General features: G+C 60.5%; 18 protein-coding genes and 1 tRNA gene. 9 read left to right on the top strand and 10 right to left on the bottom strand.

What is annotated here, in order from left to right:
* Window positions 1-109 precede the first annotated feature (109 nt).
* From AEQ67_RS04380 to AEQ67_RS04365, 4 genes are all read left to right on the top strand, one after another.
* Complete coding sequence (locus AEQ67_RS04380; RefSeq protein ID WP_059402667.1) at window positions 110-1,453, top strand: MFS transporter; 1,344 nt, start codon at window positions 110-112, stop codon at window positions 1,451-1,453.
* A 165-nt stretch (window positions 1,454-1,618) separates the two neighbouring features.
* Window positions 1,619-2,014, top strand: coding sequence for an SDR family NAD(P)-dependent oxidoreductase (locus AEQ67_RS04375; RefSeq protein ID WP_082377777.1), 396 nt, complete (start codon window positions 1,619-1,621; stop codon window positions 2,012-2,014).
* Window positions 2,015-2,084: 70 nt separating this feature from the next.
* Window positions 2,085-2,264, top strand: a complete 180-nt coding sequence (locus AEQ67_RS04370; protein ID WP_059402665.1) for a hypothetical protein — start codon at window positions 2,085-2,087, stop codon at window positions 2,262-2,264.
* 289 nt (window positions 2,265-2,553) lie between these two features.
* Window positions 2,554-3,384 (top strand): alpha/beta fold hydrolase, encoded by an 831-nt coding sequence (locus tag AEQ67_RS04365; RefSeq protein WP_059402664.1) that lies wholly within the window; start codon window positions 2,554-2,556, stop codon window positions 3,382-3,384.
* A 178-nt stretch (window positions 3,385-3,562) separates the two neighbouring features.
* Here AEQ67_RS04365 and AEQ67_RS04360 read toward each other — a convergent pair whose 3' ends face one another.
* Entirely contained in the window at window positions 3,563-4,429 is an 867-nt protein-coding gene (locus AEQ67_RS04360; protein WP_059402663.1) for a LysR substrate-binding domain-containing protein, read from the bottom strand.
* Window positions 4,430-4,577: 148 nt separating this feature from the next.
* On the opposite strand from AEQ67_RS04360, the gene AEQ67_RS04355 reads away from it, so the two are divergent.
* The 5 genes from AEQ67_RS04355 (at window position 4,578) to AEQ67_RS04335 (ending at window position 9,173) form a co-directional block, all read left to right on the top strand.
* Window positions 4,578-5,630, top strand: coding sequence for an agmatine deiminase family protein (locus AEQ67_RS04355; RefSeq protein WP_059402920.1), 1,053 nt, complete (start codon window positions 4,578-4,580; stop codon window positions 5,628-5,630).
* Window positions 5,631-5,634: 4 nt separating this feature from the next.
* Complete coding sequence (gene aguB, locus AEQ67_RS04350) at window positions 5,635-6,543, top strand: N-carbamoylputrescine amidase (RefSeq protein WP_059402662.1); 909 nt, start codon at window positions 5,635-5,637, stop codon at window positions 6,541-6,543.
* Window position 6,544: 1 nt separating this feature from the next.
* On the top strand, window positions 6,545-7,642 hold the full coding sequence (locus AEQ67_RS04345) for an extracellular solute-binding protein (RefSeq protein ID WP_059402661.1): 1,098 nt from the start codon (window positions 6,545-6,547) through the stop codon (window positions 7,640-7,642).
* Window positions 7,643-7,668: 26 nt separating this feature from the next.
* On the top strand, window positions 7,669-8,787 hold the full coding sequence (locus tag AEQ67_RS04340; protein ID WP_059402660.1) for an agmatine deiminase family protein: 1,119 nt from the start codon (window positions 7,669-7,671) through the stop codon (window positions 8,785-8,787).
* 311 nt (window positions 8,788-9,098) lie between these two features.
* Window positions 9,099-9,173: transfer RNA gene (locus tag AEQ67_RS04335), tRNA-Gln, on the top strand.
* A gap of 68 nt (window positions 9,174-9,241) precedes the next feature.
* On the opposite strand, the gene AEQ67_RS04330 is transcribed toward AEQ67_RS04335, so the two are convergent.
* The 9 genes from AEQ67_RS04330 to AEQ67_RS04290 form a co-directional block, all read right to left on the bottom strand.
* Window positions 9,242-10,828 (bottom strand): arylsulfatase, encoded by a 1,587-nt coding sequence (locus tag AEQ67_RS04330; protein ID WP_059402659.1) that lies wholly within the window; start codon window positions 10,826-10,828, stop codon window positions 9,242-9,244.
* Between the two features lie 868 nt (window positions 10,829-11,696).
* Window positions 11,697-12,329 carry an SDR family NAD(P)-dependent oxidoreductase gene (locus tag AEQ67_RS04325; protein ID WP_059402658.1) on the bottom strand — a complete coding sequence of 211 codons (633 nt, stop codon included), beginning with the start codon at window positions 12,327-12,329 and terminating at the stop codon, window positions 11,697-11,699.
* The gene (locus AEQ67_RS04320; protein WP_059402657.1) at window positions 12,326-12,973 is read right to left on the bottom strand and encodes a TetR/AcrR family transcriptional regulator; all 648 of its coding nucleotides are present in this window, start codon (window positions 12,971-12,973) and stop codon (window positions 12,326-12,328) included. The genes AEQ67_RS04325 and AEQ67_RS04320 overlap by 4 nt, the downstream gene beginning before the upstream one ends.
* 183 nt (window positions 12,974-13,156) lie before the next feature.
* Complete coding sequence (locus AEQ67_RS04315; RefSeq protein WP_059402656.1) at window positions 13,157-13,981, bottom strand: SDR family NAD(P)-dependent oxidoreductase; 825 nt, start codon at window positions 13,979-13,981, stop codon at window positions 13,157-13,159.
* 29 nt (window positions 13,982-14,010) lie between these two features.
* Complete coding sequence (locus tag AEQ67_RS04310; protein ID WP_059402655.1) at window positions 14,011-14,427, bottom strand: MaoC family dehydratase; 417 nt, start codon at window positions 14,425-14,427, stop codon at window positions 14,011-14,013.
* Between the two features lie 14 nt (window positions 14,428-14,441).
* Window positions 14,442-14,882: a MaoC family dehydratase N-terminal domain-containing protein gene (locus tag AEQ67_RS04305; protein ID WP_059402654.1), complete on the bottom strand. Its 441-nt coding sequence runs from the start codon at window positions 14,880-14,882 to the stop codon at window positions 14,442-14,444.
* Window positions 14,883-14,911: 29 nt separating this feature from the next.
* Window positions 14,912-16,096: a lipid-transfer protein gene (locus tag AEQ67_RS04300; RefSeq protein ID WP_059402653.1), complete on the bottom strand. Its 1,185-nt coding sequence runs from the start codon at window positions 16,094-16,096 to the stop codon at window positions 14,912-14,914.
* Between the two features lie 26 nt (window positions 16,097-16,122).
* On the bottom strand, window positions 16,123-17,223 hold the full coding sequence (locus AEQ67_RS04295; RefSeq protein ID WP_236710277.1) for an acyl-CoA dehydrogenase family protein: 1,101 nt from the start codon (window positions 17,221-17,223) through the stop codon (window positions 16,123-16,125).
* Window positions 17,224-17,542: 319 nt separating this feature from the next.
* Window positions 17,543-20,362, bottom strand: a complete 2,820-nt coding sequence (locus AEQ67_RS04290; protein ID WP_059402651.1) for a LuxR C-terminal-related transcriptional regulator — start codon at window positions 20,360-20,362, stop codon at window positions 17,543-17,545.
* Between the last annotated feature and the right edge of the window lie 138 nt (window positions 20,363-20,500).

The following is a 20,500-nucleotide window of genomic DNA, read 5'->3' as shown; positions in this document are numbered from 1 at the left end:
ACCGCCGTTCTGGCTCGATATTCGTGTCAAGGACGGCGACGCCTCGAAGAAAAAGGGGCCCGACGACCTCTACCCAAGAATAAAAAAAATCCAACTTCAGAGAAGCGATATGAATCCTATTGAACAGGTTCTGCCGACAACCTCGGAACACGCGACCACGAAAGCGAGGAACCTCTATCGCAAGGTCATCTGGCGGCTGATGCCCTACCTGCTCATCGCCTTTGTATTCAACGCTATCGATCGCATCAACCTCTCCTTCGCCAAACTGAACATGGCGGCGGACATCGGCTTGAGTGACGCCGCCTACGGTATCGGCGCGGGGATTTTCTACCTGGGATACATCCTGTTTGAGATCCCCAGCAACCTGTATATGCAGCGCGTCGGCGCTCGCGCCACGCTGACGCGGATCATGGTGCTGTGGGGCTTGATCACGGTGGCGATTGCCTTTGTCACCACGCCGAACCAGCTGATTGCCGTGCGCTTTTTGCTCGGGGCCGCGGAGGCCGGCTTCTTCGCCGGCGTAATCCTCTACCTGACCTACTGGTTCCCTTCCGCGCTGCGGGGCCGCATCACAGCGATATTCTATATGTCAGCGTTGGTTGCCGGAATCATCAGCGGCCCGCTGGCGGGCTGGATCATGACCAGCTTCAACGGCTGGATGGGGCTGCGCGACTGGCAAGTGTTGTTTGTGCTCGAGGGCATTCCAGCGGTGTTGCTTGGTCTGTTCGGCTGGTTCTGGCTCACCGACAAGCCTTCTCAGGCCACCTGGCTGAGCGATTCGGAAAAGCAGGCCATTATTCGCGCGGTGGAGGTCGAGCCGGCCAAGAGCAGTGCGCGTGGCGGTTTTAGTGAGGTATTACGCGATCCGCGAGTGTACATCGCCGGGCTGACGTTCTTTTTCATCAACTGCGGCTCGCACACCGTCTCCTATTGGATGCCGACGCTGATCCGCGGCTTCGGTGTGGAGGACATGAAAACCATCGGCATGCTGTCCAGTCTCCCTTTCATCGGGGCCTTGTGCGGCATGTACCTGCTGGCTCGCAGCTCGGACAAGCGCCAGGAGCGGCGCTGGCATGTCGGATTGACGATGCTGGCAAGCGCAATCAGTTTCTTCCTGCTCGGCTTCGCACAAGCCAGCCTGCCGCTCACGGTACTGCTCCTGAGCCTGGGGGCGGCGACGACCTTTTCCGCGATCTCGCTGTTCTGGACCATTCCACCCGCCTTGCTGACACCCGCCAAGGCTGCCGGCGGCATCGCCCTGATCAGCACCATGGGCAACTTCGCCGGAGTGGTCAGCCAAATGGCGGTCGGCGCGATCAAGTCTGCAACAGGCAATCTGTATATGGCTTTTGATGTGATCGCCGCCGTTTTGGTGATCGGGGCTCTATTGCTGCTGATTGCGATTCCGGCTCACTGCCTGGAGGCGCGCCGTCCAGGCACGGGGGCGGACTGACCCCGCAACTGCACACCACAAACGGGGGGGTGAAGAACAAAAACTTCGGCCATCGCTTCACCTTGATCCCACTCCGCGTTCCAGATCCATGATTCAACCAACCAGGAATAATGCAATGTCTAACACCCCCGACTTCAGCGTAGCGAGCAAGCACGTCCTGATCACCTGCGGCTTGCCAACGCCTTTCGCCCACACCTCAAGGCGAGCAGAGGCTGCCTGATCAACATCGCCTCGCTTTACTCCTATCTGGGTGCCCCGAATGTGCCCGCCTATGGTGCAGCCAAGGCAGCCGTGGTCTCCCTCACCAAGTCGCTGGCGGCTTCCTTCGCCGAGGACCGCATCCGGGTCAACGCCATTGCGCCGGGATGGACCAAGACTGAGATGACCCGTGCCGGCCGTGAGATTACCGAGCTCAACGCTCAGATCGTCTCGCGCATTCCCGCCGGCGACTGGGCTGAGCCCGAGGACATGGCCGGCACGGCGATTTTCCTGGCGTCGCCAGCGGCGCGCTACGTCAATGGCGTGACGATTCCCGTGGACGGCGGTTACCTCGCGACTTGAGTTGACCTGAAACGCGGCATCCCGAGTCGGCTTCATTGATGTCGGCTCGGTCGTCGCTGAAGGAGCGCACATGCCGTTCGTTTCGCAGACGGGCATCGTCGATACCGCACGTAACCGTCCGGACGAATTGAGCGCCGTCAATCCGATGAATGCGCAAGAGAAGATACGCGATGCGACGTTGGCGGTCGCACGCCGCGCAGCCGGCATCAAACACATCACGCTCGATACCTTGAAGGAAAACTGTTTCTAAATCCTGACGCTTGAAAACATCATGGGCTTCGATTTCGGCCGCATTCTGCATGCCTGGCAGGGTCATTAATGGCCGATTTGTAACTGGCAGCTCCATCTATCGTTTGAAAGTGTTGCTTGCTGTGCGTCTTCTACACTGACGAAGCCCGCTCGTGACCCGTAGCTCACGACCTCGGGCCCACTGCCTTTTGCACGTTTGCCGGTCATGCTTTCCAGGCTTTGCGGTTGACGCAGGCGTTGATAAGCACCCTGCAACCCCACACCAACCAGGTCGCGAGGGGACACACGCCATGAACGCAATTACGACCAAAGACGGCACCAGGATTTTCTACAAGGATTGGGGGCCGAAAGACGCGACGCCCATCGTGTTTCACCACGGCTGGCCATTGAGCGCGGATGACTGGGACAATCAGATGATGTTCTTCCTGCTCAAAGGCTATCGGGTGATCGCGCACGATCGCCGCGGGCACGGGCGCTCGACCCAGACGTGGGAGGGCAACGAAAGGGACACCTACACCGCCGATGTCATCGAGTTGACCGATGCGCTCGACCTCAAGGGGGCGATCCATGTCGGCCACTCGACCGGTGGTGGTGAAGTCGCACGCTACGCCGCGCGAGCCAAGCCGGGACGCGTTGCCAAGGCCGTACTGATCAGCGCGGTTCCGCCCATCATGGTCAAGTCGGAGAAGAATCCTGGAGGTTTACCTCTGGAAGTGTTCGACGGGTTCCGTTCGGCATTGGTTGCCAGTCGTGCGCAGTTTTACGTGGACGTGCCGGCGGGGCCGTTCTACGGCTTCAATCGACCGGGGGCCAAGGTCTCGCAAGGCGTCATCGACAACTGGTGGCGTCAAGGCATGATGGGCGGTGCAAAAGCTCATTACGACTGCATCAAGGCGTTTTCCGAGACCGATTTCACCGAAGACTTGAAGGCGATTCAGGTGCCGACGCTGGTCATGCATGGCGAGGATGATCAGATTGTGCCGTTTGCAGACTCTGCGCCGCTTTCGGCCAAACTCTTGAAACATTCCACGCTCAAGACGTACCCAGGCTTTCCTCACGGAATGCCGACGACCAACGCGGATCAGATCAATGCTGATTTGTTGGCGTTTATTCGCGGTTGAGCACTGCGTCGTGATGGCGGCGGCACAAGATAAGGGGACGATTTGTTTTCGAAGAAAATGGATCTGTCCCTTTTTTCACACCCGCGTTCCCGTAGGCAGCCTTGAGTGACCGGTGGAATCCACAGCCGATTATTGCCAGTCACTATCAAACCAAGGCGAAAAACCTGCCCCCGAATCGCTACATCGTCGGGCTTGCCTCCTCCAGATTACTCAACAACCACTCACTAAAACTTCGCGCATTGTTCTCGCTGTCACGGTGCGTCAGCAATGCCCAATTCGGTCCGCGAATGGTTTGCTCGACCAAGGGTTGCAGCAATCCTTGGGCGCGTGCCTGCCGGCTCAGGAGCTCGCTGACCAGGGCGATGCCGAGGCCGGCGCAGGCGGCGTCGAGCAGCAGGCCGGGGTCGGAGAAGTTCAGCCCCTGATCGTGCTGGCCGACATCGATGCCGGCTTCCACCGCCCAGTGACTCCAGTCCATTTCCCGCTCGCCGTGCAGGGTGGTGCGCTGTTCCGGTGCCAACGCCAACAGGTTCGGGTGGCACGCCGGGTAGAGGCGATCGGCGTGCAGCACCTTGAAGCTGCATTCGGCCTGGGAGCTGATGTCGTCGCGCACCGCGAGGTCGATGGTCTGGGTGGTCATGTCCGGCACTTCATCGGTACTGAAAATCCACAGATCAACCTCCGGATGCTGACGACGAAAATCCCCCAGGCGTGGCAGCAACCAGTGACGGGCGAACGCGGGAGTGGTGTTTAGGACCAGTTGGTTGGGTTTCTGGTATTGCCCGAGGCGGCGAATGCCGACGGCCAGTTGTTGCAGCAACGCCTGGGTGGTGCTGAGCAGGTCGTGACCGGCATCGGTCAGGCTGACACTGCGGCCACTGCGAAAGAACAAGGGCTGCTCAAGGTACGCCTCGAGGCTGCGGATCTGCTGGCTGATGGCCGACTGGGTCAGGTGCAGCTCGGCGGCAGCCTTGTGGAAACTGCCGAGCCGAGCGGCGGCTTCAAAGCCGCGAAGGGTGCTGAGTGGCGGCCAGTGCTTGAGCATATTGATAAGTTCCTCTAATCAGTTTTCCACAAAATCCATCGTTTGTTTGTCTGTTTAGCCAGCCGTAGCATGGATAACAAGCCAATCAAGGCAGTTCTCATTGAACACAATGTCTTAACTCAAAGAGCTTTTTATCATGGGGCATGTCATGCAGCAGGATCAAATTCAAAACAGTGGTTGGTTGATGCCGGCAGAGTGGGTCAAGCACGCCGCGACGTGGATGGTCTGGCCACACAACCAGGCACTTTGGGAGTCGGGTTGGCGCGTCACCTTGCCGCTGGTGCAAGAGGACTTCGCTCGCGTGGCCAACGCGATTGCCCGTTTCGAGCCGGTGAAAATGGTCGTCGATCCCTCCGCTGTCGCCAGTGCCAAAGCACTGTGCGGAGCCAACATCGAACTGATCGAATTGGCAGTGAACGACAGTTGGTGCCGTGATTCCGGCCCGAGCTTCATCTGCCACCCGCAACAAGGCCTGGCCGGAGTGAGTTGGCGCTTCAACGCGTGGGGCGGCAAGTCGGCCCATGACCTGGACGAAAGCCTGGCACGCCGCGCACTCAATCATCTGCGCATGCCGTGCTTTGGCACACCGCTGAGCAACGAGGGTGGGGCGATTCATGTCGACGGCGAGGGCACGCTGATCACCACCGAGTCGGTGTTGCTCAACCCCAATCGCAACCCGGGCATGAGCAAGGCCGAGATGGAAGACCTCTTCGCACGCCTGCTGGGTGTGAAGAAAACCATCTGGCTGCCGGGTGATCCGGACTATGTGACGGGCGACATGACGGACGGCCATGTCGACGGTGTCTGTGCGTTCGCACGCCCCGGTGTTTTGCTGGTGGACGCGACCCACGACAAACAGTCGGTGTACGCCGAAGTGGCCCGGGAAAACCGGCGTGCCCTGGAGTTGGCCACTGATGCCCAGGGGCGGAAGTTCGAACTGATCGAACTGTACGAAGCCACCGACGCCGTGGACACCGAGGCTGAAGTGTTCTGCGCCTCCTACACCAACTTCTACATCGCCAACGGCGCGATCATCATGCCGGCCTACGGCATCGACGCCGACCACGCGGCGGCCGAAGTGCTGGCGCAGGCCTTCCCTGGACGCGAGGTAGTGCCGGTGCGGATCAATCATCTGGCCCATGGCGGCGGCGGTGTGCATTGCATCACCCAGCAACAGCCCGCCTGGCCGGTGGAGGGTTGATGCCATGACCTTGTTGACGATTGCCACCACCCAGATGCCCTGCACCTGGGACTTGCAACACAACCTCGATCAAGCTGAACAGCTAGTCCGTGAGGCGGCGGCCAAAGGGGCGCAGGTCATCCTGTTGCAGGAGCTGTTTGCCACGCCGTATTTCTGCATCGAGCAAAGCCACAAACACCTGGCGCTAGCGGAAGAGTATCGAGACAGTCACGTGCTCAAACGCTTTGCTGCGCTGGCCAAGGAACTGGGTGTGGTGCTGCCGCTGAGCTGGTTCGAGAAGGCCGGCAATGCGTACTTCAATTCCTTGAGCGTGGCCGATGCCGATGGGCGCCTGCTGGGCGTGTATCGCAAGACTCATATCCCCAACGCCATCGGTTATCAGGAGAAGGAATACTTCAGCCCCGGCGATACCGGTTTTCGTGTCTGGGACACGGCATTCGGGCGCATCGGTGTGGGGATCTGCTGGGATCAGTGGTTCCCGGAAACCGCGCGTTGCCTGGCGTTGATGGGCGCCGAAGTCTTGCTGTTTCCCACCGCGATTGGTTCTGAACCGGGCTGCGCGGCCCTGGATTCACGCGACCATTGGCAAATGACCATGCGCGGCCATGCAGCTGCCAATCTCCTGCCGGTGGTAGCGGCCAATCGTGTCGGCCGGGAAGCGGCGACCACCGATCCGCTGCTGCAGATGAGCTTCTACGGCTCGTCCTTTATCTGCAACCACAAGGGCAAATTGCTCGCCGAGGCCGACCGTGACAGCACCGGCGTGCTGGTGCACAGCCTGGACCTGAGCGCCATGCGCGAAGACCGCTTGAGCTGGGGGATTTACCGCGACCGTCGCCCGGAGATGTACGGGGCGCTGTTAAGCCAGGACGGTCGTCACATCAATGCACGCTGGGCGAATCAGGGGATTTGATATGCGCATGTCCAACCAATGGTTGACCGGTGCCTTGGCACTTTGCTGCGTCTTGCCGTCGCTGCACGCCGAAGAGAAAACCCTCAGGTTGTACAACTGGGCCGACTATTTCGCCGAAGACACGCTGACCAGATTCACCGCCGAAACCGGGATCAAAGTGATCTACGACGTCATGGATGGCAGCGAAACGCTGGAAGCCAAGATGCTCGCCGGTGGCAGTGGTTACGACCTGATTTTCCCCGGCGACACCGTTGCCGAGCGCTTGATGCGCGCCGGCAGTCTGCTGCCGCTGGACCGCGCAAAAATCACCGCCCTGGATGACGTCGAACCCGGTTTGCAGAAGCTGCGTTCGCATTATGAGCATTCGAGCCAGGCCACCGTTCCTTACACTTGGGGCACCATCGGCCTGACCTACAATGATGAGCAGATCAAACAGCGCGTGCCGGATGCCCCGGTGAACAGCCTGGACATGCTGTTCAAACCGGAACTGGCGGGCAAATTTGCCGACTGTGGCATCTCGATGATCGATTCGCCGGACGAAGTGCTGGCGGTGGTGCTCAATTACCTGGGGCGTGAGCCACGCAGCGCCAAGCCTGAAGACCTGGCGGCGGCGAGTGACCTGCTGCTGAAACTGCGACCTTACATCCGCAAGTTCCAGTCGCAGCCGGTGACCGATCTGGTCAATGGCAACCTGTGCCTGTCCCTCGGTTACAGCGGCGACATGACTCAGGCGCAACGCACGGCGGACAGCGCCGGCAAGAAAACCATGTTCCAGTACCGCATTCCCCGTGAAGGCACCACGGTGTGGATGGACACCATGGCCATTCCCGTCGACGCCAGGCATCCGGAGTACGCCTATGCGTTCATCAATTTCGTCATGCGCCCGGAGAGCATGGCCGCCATCAGCAACTTCACCGGCTATCCCACCTCCAACGCCAAGGCGCGCCCGAGCGTCGACGCCGCGATGCGCAACAACCCGGATATCTACCTCGACGACGCCACGTATGCACGGCTGATTCCCGGCAAGGACATTCCACAGTCCGATATGCGAGCGCGCATGCGCACCTGGACCAAGTTCAAGACAGCCACCGCGAAATGAATGCAGATACAGTCAAGGATCAACACATGTCGACGCGTCGTCAGTTCATCAAGCAGGTATCGGTCGTTGCCGGTCTGGGGGCGGCAGTGACCCTGGGCCTGACTTCGTTGCGGGTGCAGGCGGCTTCATCGGGCAATTGGCGCATGCCGGACGAGGGCGATAAACACCAAAGGGCCTTCATCGCTTTTGGCGCACAGGAGGACATCTGGGAGGATTCCACCGCTGACGTGCAAGCCGCCATTGGCCTGATCGCTCGCACCATCGCCCGTTATGAGCCGGTGACCGTCTTCTGTCGGGAGCGCGAGCGGGATCTGGCTGAAGAGCACTGCGGCGCGGCGAACATCACCTACATCAGCACCGAACTCGACGACATCTGGATGCGCGATACCGGCGCCAACTTTGTCGTCGACGGGAAAGGCGAGCTGGGTGCCGTGGATTTCAATTTCAACGGCTGGGGTAACAAACAGCAGCACAGCGAGGATGCCCAGGTGGCCGCGTTGGTCGCCGACACGGTAGATGCCCGTCACATCCGCAGTGAGTTGGTGGGTGAGGGCGGTGGTATCGAAGTAGACGGTCTGGGCACCGGGATCATGACCGAGAGCAGCTGGATCAATAGCAACCGCAACCCCGACTGGAGCAAGGCCGAGGTCGAGCAAGAGCTGAAAGCTCGCTTGGGCCTGCGCAAAATCATCTGGCTGCCGGGAATCAAGGGCAAGGACATCACCGACGCCCACGTCGATTTCTATGCGCGTTTCGTCAAGCCAGGCGTTGTGATCGCCAACCTCGATAACGACCCCGCGTCATACGATTACGCCGTCACCCGTGCTCATCTGGCGATTCTGGAAACTGCCACGGACGCCGATGGCCGCGCGCTACAGGTGCACACCGTGTCGCCGCCACTCAAGCCGCGCCAGAGCTCGTTCAGCCGCAATAACCCGGACTTTGCCGCCGGCTACATCAATTACTTTGTGATCAATGGGGCGGTGATTGCGCCGGAGTTTGGCGACAAGGCCGCCGATGCCAAGGCCTTCGATCTGTTGTCCGAACTCTACCCGGACAGAGAGGTGGTGCAGCTCAACATCGACGCCATCTCCGCCGGGGGCGGCGGTATCCACTGTGTGACCAGCCACCAGCCGCTGGTTTAGTCAGGATCAACATGTTGCCCGCCGGGAACGGACAAGGCCTTTAGAGCGCCTTGTTCGTTGCAGTGCCTTAGGTTGCGCACCGTTTGCAGAAAAACTTCGGAGAGGGTTGTATCTGATTTCAGGTAATGGTAAGCGGCTGTTTTAAAACAAATTTATGTTTTGAAGGGGCTTTTCAGCGGGAGCAAAAGTTGATAAATTCCCGCCCGTTCTTGCAGAGGCCATTACAGGGCCTGTAGCGAAAGCAGCATTCCAAGCTGCTCGCCAACTGCAGAATCAGCAAGAGAGTGCCAGGCACTCGTCGCAACACCTACAGGGGCGTCGCCAAGCGGTAAGGCAGCAGGTTTTGATCCTGCCATGCGTTGGTTCGAATCCAGCCGCCCCTGCCATTTTCCTTACAATCCTTTCTTTGCTCTAGAACAGCGCCGCCCACTGAGCAGTGGACGGCGGCCGCGTCTTACGGTTTGGTCTGGGCTTTGTTTTTCTCTTCGATTTTCGCGTCTACCGCAGCCCGGATCTGATCGATGCTGAAGCTGGCCGGTTTCTGGCTCGGCGGGTACTCGACGAAGGTCTGCAGGAACCTCGCTGCCTTGGCCACCCCCGCTGCCAGCAAGTAAGAGTTCTTCACGGTCCAGTCGTAATACTGGTCAGAGACAATGTCCGCGCGTTCATAAGGGTCCATTCGCAAGTTGAATAGCTTCGGCACTCGTAGCGGCACGAAAGGGCTGCTCCACACCGCGAAACCGCCCGGTTCGCGTTGCTCGGCGAAGACCACTTTCCAGTTGTCGTAACGCATGGAAACCAACACCCCGTCGTCGTTGAAGTAGTAGAACTCCTTGCGCTCGCCTTTAGGTTGTTGGCCGGTCAGGTAAGGCAGTTGGTTGAAACCGTCCAGGTGCACTTTGAAGTTGCTGCCGCCGGAAGTCGGTGCCCAGCCTTTGAGCAGTTTGTTTTTCACATCGGCATCGCCAGCCGCCGCGAGCAAGGTCGGGAACCAGTCCATGCCCGAGAACATCTCGTTGGAGACTTCACCGGCCTTGATCTTGCCCGGCCAACGGACAATCGCCGGCACGCGGTAGGCGCCTTCCCAGTTGGAGTTCTTCTCGTTGCGAAACGGCGTGGTCGCCGCGTCCGGCCAGGAGAACTGGTTCGGGCCGTTGTCGGTGGTGTAGACGACGATGGTGTTGTCGGCGATTTTCAGGTCGTCGAGGGTCTTCAGCAGTTTGCCGACGTCACCGTCATGCTCAAGCATGCCGTCTGCATAGTCGTTGCCGGGCATGCCACTCTGGCCTTTCATCGAATCGCGAACATGAGTAAACAGGTGCATGCGGGTGGTGTTCATCCAGACGAAAAACGGTTTGTCCGCCTTGGCCTGTTTCTCGATGAACGCTTGCGCGGCAGCCGTGGTTTCGTCGTCGATGGTTTCCATGCGCTTGGTGGTCAGCGCACCGGTGTCTTCGATCTTGCCGTCGGCATAGCTGTGAATCACACCGCGCGGGGTTCGGGATTTGACGAAGTCCGGGTCATCCTTGGGCCAGTAAGGGCGTTCGGGTTCTTCTTCGGCGTTGAGGTGGTAGAGGTTGCCGAAGAACTCGTCGAAACCATGGTTGGTCGGCAGGAATTCGTCCTTGTCACCCAAGTGATTCTTGCCGAACTGGCCGGTCGCGTAGCCCTGGGATTTCAACGCGTGGGCAATGGTGATGTCGCGGTTTTGAATACCGATCCGCGCGCCCGGTACGCCGACTTTGGTCAGGCCGGTGCGCAGCGGTGACTGGCCGGTGATGAACGACGAGCGTCCGGCGGTGCAGCTGTTTTCCGCGTAGTAGTCGGTGAACAGCATGCCTTCATGGGCAATCCGGTCGATGTTCGGCGTCTTGTAGCCGACCACGCCCATGGAGTAGGCGCTGATGTTGGTCTGGCCGATGTCATCGCCGAAGATCACCAGAATGTTGGGTTTTTCAGCGGCCCCGGCAGTTGCCGAAATCGCCAGTACCGAAGCCGCCACCAGGGCGAGTTTCGGCAGCCACTTTTTTATGCGAGTCATCTGACTGGCTCCTTGTTGACGGGCGTCGCGAAGAGCGACCCACAGCCATGTTCGAGCGTCGTCAGTGACAACACGCCCCCCATATCAGGTGGCCAATCACATAAATCCTGGCGGCGAACCCCGATCAAAATGTGGCAGCGAGCCTGCTCGCGAAGATCGTCAACGATGACGCGTTAAACCGGATGCGCTGCGTCGCCCTTCGGTTTTTCGCGAGCAAGCTCGCTCCTACAGGTTTCGGGTCAACATAAAAGCGGTGTCAGGTGCCAGGATTGTCGATATGCAGCACGGCCCCGGTCACGCTGGCGCCCGCGCCACTGACAAATCACACAAATTCTGTAGGAGCGAGCTTGCTCGCGAAGGTCGTCAACGATGACGCGTTTAAGCAGGAGAAACTCCGCGCATTCATGTCCTTCGCGAGCAAGCTCGCTCCTACAGGTTTCGGGTCGACATAAAAAGCCGTGTCAGGTGCCAGGATTGTCGATATGCAGCACGGCCCCGGTCACGCTAGCGCCCGCGCCACTAACAAATCACACAAATCCTGTAGGAGCGAGCTTGCTCGCGAAGGTCGTCAACGATGACGCGTTTAAGCAGGAGAAACTCCGCGCATTCAAATTCTTCGCGAGCAAGCTCGCTCCTACAGGTTTCGGGTCAACATAAAGCGGTGTCAGGTGCCAGGATTGTCGATATGCAGCATGGCCCCGGTCACGCTGGCGCCCGCGCCACTGACAAATCACACAAATCCTGTAGGAGCGAGCTTGCTCGCGAAGGTCGTAAACGATGACGCGTTAAACCGGATGCGCTGCGTCGCCCTTCGGTTTTTCGCGAGCAAGCTCGCTCCTACAGGTTTCGGGTCGACATAAAAGTCGTGTCAGGTGCCAGGATTGTCGATATGCAGCACGGCCCCGGTCACGCTGGCTCCTGCGCCGCTGGCCAGCAGCAATAGCGGGCCGTTGAGTTGTTGCAGCCCCGCGTCCTTGCCGCGCCCGGGGGCGATGACGTTGACGCGAATACGATGTGGCGTCAGTGACTGGGCCATGGCGCGGCTCATGCGGATCAGGCTGCTGTTAGGTCGCAGGCAGGGATTTGGTTCGCTGATGGGGCGCGGTGGCGGATCAATATTGACGATACTGCCGCCGCGCTCGGCCCTGATCATGTGCAGGCTGGTGCAGTGGACAATGTGGTTGTTTAGCGCGATGTGCTCGCGCTCGGCGCTGTTGTTGATCAGCACATCGACACTGCCGAAGCGTTCCTGCACGGTGTCCAGTGCAGCCTCGATGCTGGGCCTGCGGGCGCTGTCGAGCGCGACGATCAGGACTTCGCCACCTTCCCAGCGCAAGTCTGCGGCGAGCTGCTCCAATTGCGAGGGATGTTGCGCGCCGAGCGCCACGCGCGCGCCCGCACCGCTGATCAGTCGGGCGAAATGCGCGCCCAGTTGTGTGGCGGCATCGGCCACCAGAACGGTCTTGCCGGTCATGGAAAAAGGCTGCATGAGATGGCTCATGGATGGACCTCCATCGGCGCGCTTCGGCGGGTTATTACCGTTCGCGGGGCGCAAACCCGAGGCGATGGAATAGGCACGGCACCGAGCATTTTCAGTACCAGATCCGAGTAATGGCGAACAAGGTCATCAACACCAAAGCGGCCATCGGTCCTGTACCAGACACAGGCGTGGGTGAGCATATTGAACAGCGTGCGCGCCATCAGTTTGGGTTCGGCACAACTGAGCGAACCCTCCTTGACGCCTTGCTCAAGAAGTTCCTGCAAGGCTTTCAGATAGAGGCGACGAGCCTGGCGAACCAACTCCAGGTCTTCTTCGTCCAGGCTTCTGAACTCCAGATTGCCAAGCCGGGATTCGTCCTGATGCTCAAGGTGGTAGCGCACGTGGCAAGCAATGAAGGCGAGCAATTTCACATCGGCAGTGGAAGCCTTGTTTGGCCGGCAACGTGCCCATTCTCGGGACAAACCCTGAAAGTAATCCAGAATCAGTTCCAGCAGCAGTTCGTTTTTACTCTTGTAGTAGATGTACAGCGTCGAAGCGTTGATACCTGCCTCAGCCGCGAGCTGGCGAAGGCTCATTGCCCCGTAACCGTTGCGCGAGATCAGTTTGATGGCGGCCAGGCGGATATTGATTTCGGTCATGTTCATGGTCTGATCCTGCGGTCATCAAAACGCAAACACAGCTTTTGTGGCGAGGGAGCTTGTTGTGGGAGCGAGCCTGCTCGCGAAAAATGTCCGGGCACCGCGGTCATTCAGATGAGGCGCGTTATCGGTGACGTCCATCGCGAGCAGGCTCGCTCCCACAAGTTCCCTCACCACAGGGCTGTTTGCTTATTGCAGATTGCCGGCGACTGCGATGGTTTGCGCAGTGATGTAGTTCGACTCGGGCGAGCAGAACAGGTACACGGCGTCGGCCGCTTCCTGCACGGTTCCCGGACGGCCCAAGGGGTTACGCTGGGCGAACGACTTGGCCGCTTCCGGGCTGATGCCGACTCGGATGTCGCGACCTTCAATGTTCACCGTGGCACCGGCATGTGCGTCAGCCTTGGTCATGCGGGTCTCGATGAAACCGAAGGCCACGGCGTTGACGTTGACCTTGAAACGCCCCCATTCACGGGCCAGCGCACGGGTCATGCCGATCACACCGGCCTTGGCCGAGGAATAGTTCATCTGCCCGGCGTTGCCATTGAGGGCCGAAACCGAAGAGATGTTCACCACTTTGCGGAACACTTCGCGCTGTGCTGCCGCGTCCGCCTGGGCCTGGGCCTTGATGATCGGGTAGGCGGCACGCAGGATGCGAAACGGCGCGGTCATGTGGCAGTCGAGAATCGCGTACCACTGCTCGTCGCTCATCTTCTGGATCACGTCGTCCCAGGTGTAACCGGCGTTGTTGACGATGATGTCGATGCCGCCGAAGTTGTCCATCGCGGTCTTGATGTAGCGGTCACCGAAGTCCGGGGCGCTGACGTTGCCGTGGCACACGGCGGCTTCGCCACCCAGCTTGCGGATCATTTCAGCGGTCTCGTGGGCCGGATCGGCGTCCAGGTCGTTGATCACAATGCGCGCGCCTTCGCTCGCCAGCTTCAGGGCGATCTGCTGACCAATGCCACGGCCGGAACCGGTGACCAGTGCGACTTTGCCTTCGAGTTTTGCCATGGGTGTTGCTCCTCAATTCTCGGGTTTGTTTACAGAGCGATCACGGCGTCACCAACGATCTTGGTTTCGCCGTATTGATTGGTGGTGCGCACTTCGACCTTGATCCGTTGCTCGCCATCGACCTCGAAGCGGTCGACGACGGTGCCGGTGCAGGTGATCTGATGGCCCAGGTGAGTGATGCCGAGGAAGCGCACGCCGAACTCGCGCAACTGGCACTGATCGACCCACTGCGTCAGCAGGCGCCCGAGGTAGGCCATCGACAGCATGCCGTGGGCGAACACATCGGCCATGCCGGCCTTGCGCGCGTAGTCGGTGTCGATATGAATGGCGTTGTGATCGCCCGACGCACCGGCAAACAGCGCCAGGGTGGTGCGGTTGATCGGGGGCAGGGCCAGTGGTGGCAGGGTCTCGCCGACGTTGATTTTTTCCAGGCTTATCGCGTTCATCAGGGTTCTCCGCTTCAGCTGTTGCGCTGCACTAGCACGCTGCGCAGGTCCGCGACGTGCTCACCGTGCTGATTGGTGACTCGGGTTTCGCGCACCACGAATTCCAGGGCGCCACCTTTCTTGTCGTAGATGTCGGCGATGCGCACATCGAAGCGCAACGTGTCCCCGGCGTAGGCCATGCGGTGATAACGGAACGACTCTTCACCGTGCAGGATGCGCGCGGTGACGATGCCCAGCTCGTCACGCCAGGCATTGGACGGGATCTGGAATTCCAGCGAGAACAGAAAGGTCGGCGGTAACGGCAGACCCGGATAGCCGGCATCACGCGCAGCTTGTTCGTCGAAATAGATGGGGTTGGTTTCGCCGATCGCCTTGGCGAAGAAGCGCAGTTGCCCGGCTTCGGCGGTGGCGAGGAACGTGGGCAGTTGTCTGCCGATGTGTTTCTTGTCAATCATCTGAATGGCTCCTTTGATTACCGGCCGCGTCAGTTTTTCTGGTACACGGTCACCACGCAGGCGCCGCCCAGGCCGAGGTTGTGCTGGACCGCGATGCGCGCGTTCTGCACCTGGCGCTGCTCGGCGGTGCCGCGCAATTGGTGGGTCAGCTCGTAGCATTGGGCCAGGCCGGTGGCACCCAGCGGATGGCCCTTGGAGAGCAGGCCACCGGACGGGTTGGTGACCCATTTGCCGCCGTAGGTGTTGTCGCCGTCGTTGACCAGTTGCTCGGCCGCACCTTCGGCGCACAGGCCCAGGCCTTCGTAGGTCAGCAGCTCGTTCTGCGCGAAGCAGTCGTGCAACTCGATGACGTCGATGTCTTTTGGCCCGATGCCGGCCTGGTTGTAGGCGATGTCCGCCGCCATGCGTGTCATGTCGAAACCGACCACGCGGATCATGTCCTTGGCGTCGTAGGTACTCGGCAGGTCGGTGGTCAGTGCCTGACCGGCCATCAGCACATCGGTGCGCAGACCATGCTTTTTCGCGAATGCTTCGGAGACCACGATGCTGGCGGCGGCGCCACAGGTCGGCGGGCAAGCCATCAGGCGGGTCATCACGCCTTCCCACAGCATCGGCGCGGCCATGACTTCTTCGGTGCTGACCACGTTGCGGAATACGGCCAACGGGTTATTGGCCGCGTGACGGCTGGCCTTGGCGCGGATCTTGGCGAAGGTTTCCAGTTGGGTGCCGTACTTTTGCATGTGCGCGTAACCGGCACCGCCGAACTGGCGGATCGCATTGGGCAATTCATGCATGCCAATCAATTCATCGGCCAGCACCAGGGCACGTTCGGTCGCCGGGGCGCGATCGCTCCAGGCCGATTTCAGCGCGCCCGGGTTCATGTGTTCGAATCCGAACGCCAAGGCGCAGTCGACCGCACCGCTGGCCACGGCCTGGCGAGCAAGGAACAGCGCGCTGGAACCGGTGGCGCAGTTGTTGTTGACGTTAATCAGCGGGATGCCGGTCATGCCCACGCGGTACAAGGCTTTCTGGCCGCAGGTGGAGTCGCCGTAAACGTAGCCGGCGTAGGCCTGTTGAATGTCGCTGAAGTCCAGGCCCGAGTCGGCCAGGGCCTGGCGAATCGCCTGTTCACCCATGACGTCGTAGGGTTCGTTGGTTCCCGGTTTCTTGAACTGGATCATGCCGACGCCAGCAACGAACACTTTATGGCTCATTGTATTTTTCCTTTTTGTTTTGAGGGTCAGAGCTTGCGCGCGATCATCTCGCGCATGACTTCACTGGTGCCGCCGTAGATGCGGTTGACGCGCATGTCGACGAATGCGCGGGCGATCGGGTACTCCAGCATGTAGCCGTAGCCGCCATGCAACTGGACCATGTCGTCGATGCATTTCCACAGGGTTTCGGTGGTGTAGAGCTTGGCAATCGCCGCTTCTTCCAGGGTCAGGCGACGGCGCATGTGCTCGCCGAGGTAGTAATCGACCATCACACGCAGGGCAGTGGCCTGGGCCTTGATGTCGGCGAGTTTGAATTTTGTATTCTGGAAGTCCCAGACGGTCTGGTTGAAGGCTTTGCGGTCCTTCACGTAGTCGACGGTCTGCTCCAGCAGGCGCTCGAGTTTGGCGGCGGCGGACACGGCGATGGAGAAGCGCTCCTGCGGCAGTTCGCCCATCAGGTAGCTGAAACCCAGGCCTTCTTCGCCGAGACGGTTGCCGACCGGCACGCGGACGTTGTCGAAGAACAGCTCGGCGGTGTCCGCCGCGGGCTGGCCGACCTTGTCCAGTTTGCGCCCACGCTTGAAGCCGGCACGGTGGGCTTCCACGGCGATCAGGCTGATGCCTTTGGCGCCGGCAGCCGGATCGGTCTTGCACACGACGATGACCAGGTCGGCGGTCAGGCCATTGCTGATGAAGGTCTTGCTGCCGTTGATCACGTACTCGTCGCCGTCGCGCACGGCGGTGGTGCGCACGGCCTTGAGGTCGCTGCCGGTGCCGGGTTCGGTCATGGCGATGGCCAGGATGGTCTCGCCGGAGCAGATGCCTGGGAGCCACTTTTGCTTCTGTTCGTCGTTGCCGCAGCGATTAATGTACGGGGCGATGACGTCGGAGTGCATGCCGAAGTAGGCGCCACTCACGCCGGCCCGGGCGAACTCTTCGTTGAACACCGCGCAGTGACCGAAATCGCCGCCGCCACCACCGTATTCGGTGGGCAGGGTGATACCCAGCAAGCCCTCGCGGCCAGCTTTGAGCCAGGTTTCACGGTCGACCTGACCGGCTTCATCCCAGGCCGCCTGCCGTGGCAGACATTCACGCTCGAAAAAACGGCGCACGGTGGTGCGGAACATTTCATGGTCGTCGCGGAAAACGGTTCGGGCGATATGCACGCAAGACTCCTCAATGATCGTAGGCCGACGGCTGTTCGCCTGGGGCCCAAGGCGCGAGTTACGCCTTTGAACTGAGGGTTACGATAGGCTGCGGCCCATCGGCCAAACGCCACCCGAGCCGGGTGGCACGGGCAAAATTCACTGACAGAGGGAGCGACACAACCCCTGTGGGAGCGGGCTTGCCGCGATGACGGTGTGACAGGCAACATTGATGTCGACTGATACACCGCCATCGCGGGCAAGCCCCGCTCCCACAGGTTTTTTTGTTTGCCTGAGGGGTTTATTTGGGTGTGCTGGCGTCGTCTTGCGATTCGATATCGCGCACCCGGGCCACCGCTTCATCGCGGCTGCTGACGCCGAGCTTGCTGTAGATATGGCTCAGGTGCCATTTCACGGTTTCGGGTGAAAGGCCCAACGCGCGGGCGATTTTCTTGTTGGGCAGGGCCTGGGCCAGCAAGCGCACGACTTCGATTTCACGTTCGCTCAACGGCTCCATACCGGCGGCCAGCGGTTTGCCCGTTGGGGCAGCCGAAGGTTTGTCGGTCGGTACGGCAAGCGCAGTCACCTGCGCCGCTTGCAATCGCTCCACATAAAACGCAAGCACCGGGTCCAGGGTTTCTTTGCTCGTGATCTCAGAGATCAGGTTCAGCGCATCCGGGTGCGCATCGAGCAGACTGCGCAACAGCCCAAAGCGTTGCCCACGCCGCAGTGCCTCCATGACTTTTTCTCGCGCAGCGTGCGGGTTGCCGCGCTGGGATTCGATCACCGCACTCAGCACCAGCAGACGCACCGTGCCGAGTTGGCGGCGGTGCAGTTCACAGGTTTCGATCAGTTGTTCAATGCGCTTCAACGCCCCGTCCAGATCACCTTGGGCCAACTGCCAGCGCGCCCGCGCATTCTCGGTCAGGATGTGGATTTCCTTGAGCGCACTTTGCCCGGCATCCGGGTGGCGAGCATCGATGGTTTCCAGGCGTGCCAGTTTGGCTTGCGCCTGCGCGGGTTCGCCGAGTATCAAGAGCCAGCGGACTTGCCAGGTCAGGCAGTACGCTTGCAGGCGGTCGAGGCCGAGTTTGATCGCGTACTCATCGAGTCGCTCGACAAAGGCCAGGGCTTCCTGATGGTTGCCCGCCAGCCATTGCACATTCCATAGCACTTGAAGCACGCGCAGGACCGAGTCGGGAATCGAGATCCGCTCCAGAATGTCGATCCAGCCCGACAGTAGTTTGAACGCCGCGTCGACATCGTTGGTTTCGTACAGCACCTCGCCCAGCAGCGCAGCGGAGAGATAGGTCGCGTCAGCCCCGGCCTTGCCGCAATGAGTGGCTTCGTGCAGCACGTCGCGGTAAACCCTTTCCGCCTGCTTCATCTGGCCTTCGAGAGCGTGGCTCAAGCCAATCATGCAGCGACCCTGAAGGCTGCCAGCCGTCGTTCCCAAAAGCGGCTCGCCATTGATCAGCAGCGCAGGGCGGTCGAGTTGCACCTGGCGGGCCTTTTCGTATTCGCCCCGGTGCATGTAGAGCCAGGACAGGATGTTGGCGCAGGAGCCAATGGCGACACTGTTGCTGCCGGGCGGCGGGTTGAGCAGTTGCGGCAGGACGGTCATCGCGGCGTCCGTGTCATCCCGTTGCAACGCCAGGGATGCCCGCAGCAGCGCGATCATGAACCGATCATGCACGTCAGTTTCCGGGACGTCATGGAACAGTCGATCGAGGCTATCGGCGCAGGCCGTGAAATCCCGGGCATAGAGTTGCATCCGGGCTTTGAGGATGCGCAGTTTGACCCGCGCCTGCACTTGCTCGACCGGCAGCAGCCGGACCAGCTCGATCAACATGCGCAGGTCGCCGTGCGCGTACAGCGCTTCGGCGTTTTGCTCTACCAGATCGGCGGCGGCATCAGGGTCGCCCGCCATCACTGCGTGGTGCACCGCTTCATCCAGGTGGTGGTGGTCACGGAACCAGGCCCACGCCCGCGCGTGCACCGTTTGTTGTTCGGCCTTGCTGCGTGAGTCGAAGTACTTGAGCAGCGTTTCGCGCAGCAGTGGATGCAGGCGATACCAGGTTTCCCGCTCGGCACTGTCCACTGGAATCAAGAACAGATTGTCCCGCTCCAAACGCGCCAGCAAGGCGTTGGCGTTGCCGACCGCGTCCGAATTGCCGCTGAGGGCGGCGCATAACGAGGCACAAAAGCGATTGCAGACGGCCATGAGCAGCATTAAATCGAGGTCCGTCGGCGACAGATGAGACAACACCTCGATCTCGAAAAATTTCGCGAAAGCCTGATCGTCCCGAACCTGTATCTGGTCGGCGGTGGAGGCGGCCGGGCGATTCTTTTTTCGGCTGACCGCGAGCAGTTGCAGTCCGGCTACCCAGCCGTCAGTCAATTCATGCATCAGTTTGGCGTCGCGGGCGTTGATCTCGCCCAACTGCGCCTTGAGAAATTGTTCGGACTCAACCGGTGTGAAACGCAAGTCGCGCAGGTTCAGCTCCAGCACCAGGTCCTGGCTGCGCAACCGCGCCAGGGACAAGGGCACAGCGCTGCGCGACACCAGCGCCAGGTGCAGGTTGGCCGGTGCGTAGTCGATCAGCCATTGCAGGGCCTGATGAATACCGACGTCGGTCAGGTGGTGCAGGTCGTCGAGCACCAGCACCCATTCACGGGCGTGGCTGGCAATGCTGCGCACCAGCGTGATGACCGTGCGTTCCACCGCCTCGCTGTCGATGCCGCGACCTTCCAGCTGGATGGCTTCGTGCACGAGCGCGGGGTCGATTTGCCCCAGGCTGGCGAGCAAGTAGTCGATAAACCGCGTCAGCTCATTGTCGTCGGCCGACAGCGTCAGCCAGGCCACATCGAAGCCCAGCGGTAACAGCGCCTGGCGCCAGGCGATCAACGTCGAGGTCTTGCCGCAGCCCGCCGGCCCCTTGAGCACGATGCAACGCTGGCGGCGTGCCTTGAGCATTTGTTCCTGTAGCCGTTCGCGGGAAATCAGCCGTCCGGCACTGCGTGGCGGGATCAGCTTGGTGCTTACGATGGGCGACTGTGTCGGATTCAAGGCCCGGTTGGCGGGCGTGTCCGAGGCTTTGGACTTACGGGGTTTGTCCATGGGGCTGTCCGAATCTTTTTGTTTTTGAGAGTGCAATGAATCCACCCGAGTGTAACCCAGAGCTGGAAAGTCATGACCCTGTGTTTGGCGCCCGCCACCCGATGCGGGTGGTGGTCGATGGAGAACGGATTGATCTAC

Origin of the sequence: Pseudomonas sp. RIT-PI-q (assembly GCF_001297125.1) — a bacterium.
Lineage (GTDB): Bacteria > Pseudomonadota > Gammaproteobacteria > Pseudomonadales > Pseudomonadaceae > Aquipseudomonas.
This window is presented reverse-complemented; position numbering and strand designations above follow the sequence as displayed.